We start from the raw sequence: 557 nt of genomic DNA, 5'->3' as shown, positions 1-557 counted from the left end.
CAGAACAGACGAAAACGTTACTCGCTTTGCTATCAGGTTATGGAAAGGTACAAATTCAACATCGGTTGTTCGCGGCAGAGCAAGGCCGCCAAGCCATTAAAGATCAACCAGATTTGTGGAAACAGAAGTTCCGTGGCCGCCCTGCTGACCGGGAAAAACATCGGCTCATCGCGGCGTTACTATTAGAAGGGAACACGCTGTTAAGCGTGGCAGAGCAATGCGATGTCAGCTTGTCAACGGTTAAACGAGTCAAAGCAAAATTGAGCGAGTTTGATGAAGATGGCGCTCTAAGAACGCGAAAAAATGCCGGATTCGCCGATGGTGAATCATCATGAACCGTCCCATCAATTTCCGCACGATTCTATTGGCATGTTTGATCATCAGTGTTGGCCAACTGAGCATGGGTTTAGTGATGCCTTCCCTACCTTGGATCGCCAAAGACTTCTCAGTTTCACTCGATCAAGCGCAGCTCCTCGTGAGTATTTATCTACTTGGGTTTGGCCCTTCCCAGTTCATCTATGGCCCTATGTCCGACGCATTAGGGCGCAAGAAAGTGC

2 protein-coding genes are annotated in these 557 nt (G+C 48.8%); both read left to right on the top strand.

All coding sequences use genetic code 11. The annotated features are described in order from the left end of the window. On the top strand, positions 1-335 hold a 335-nt coding region (locus tag R7Q46_RS29310; protein WP_318078601.1), incomplete at its 5' end, for a helix-turn-helix domain-containing protein. Further along, a partial coding sequence (locus R7Q46_RS29305) for an MFS transporter (protein ID WP_318078600.1) occupies positions 332-557 on the top strand: 226 nt, incomplete at its 3' end. The genes R7Q46_RS29310 and R7Q46_RS29305, both read left to right, overlap by 4 nt.

It is taken from the genome of Vibrio sp. 811, assembly GCF_033339195.1.
The sequence above is the reverse complement of the archived record's forward strand: the minus strand, read 5'-3'. Positions and strand labels throughout refer to the sequence as shown.